The following is a 255-nucleotide window of genomic DNA, read 5'->3' on the forward strand; positions in this document are numbered from 1 at the left end:
AAGCTGTAGGAGCACATTACTTGTGTGACTGCGTACTTTTTGTAGAACGGGCCAACGAGTTACGTTACCTAGCAAGGTTAAGCACTTAAGGTGTGGAGCCGCAGCGAAAGCGAGTCTTAACTGGGCGCTTAGTTAGTTGACGTAGACCCGAAACCGGGCGACCTATCCATGGGCAGGTTGAAGCGAAAGTAAAATTTCGTGGAGGACCGAACCCACGAGCGTTGAAAAGCTCGGGGATGACCTGTGGATAGCGGT

Annotated in this window: 1 rRNA gene; it reads left to right on the forward strand. The window is 51.4% G+C overall.

The features are described from left to right. A 23S ribosomal RNA gene (locus K0039_RS21795) occupies window positions 1-255 on the forward strand; the annotation flags it as partial.

The organism is Terrisporobacter mayombei (assembly GCF_020748465.1).
GTDB lineage: Bacteria > Bacillota > Clostridia > Peptostreptococcales > Peptostreptococcaceae > Terrisporobacter > Terrisporobacter mayombei.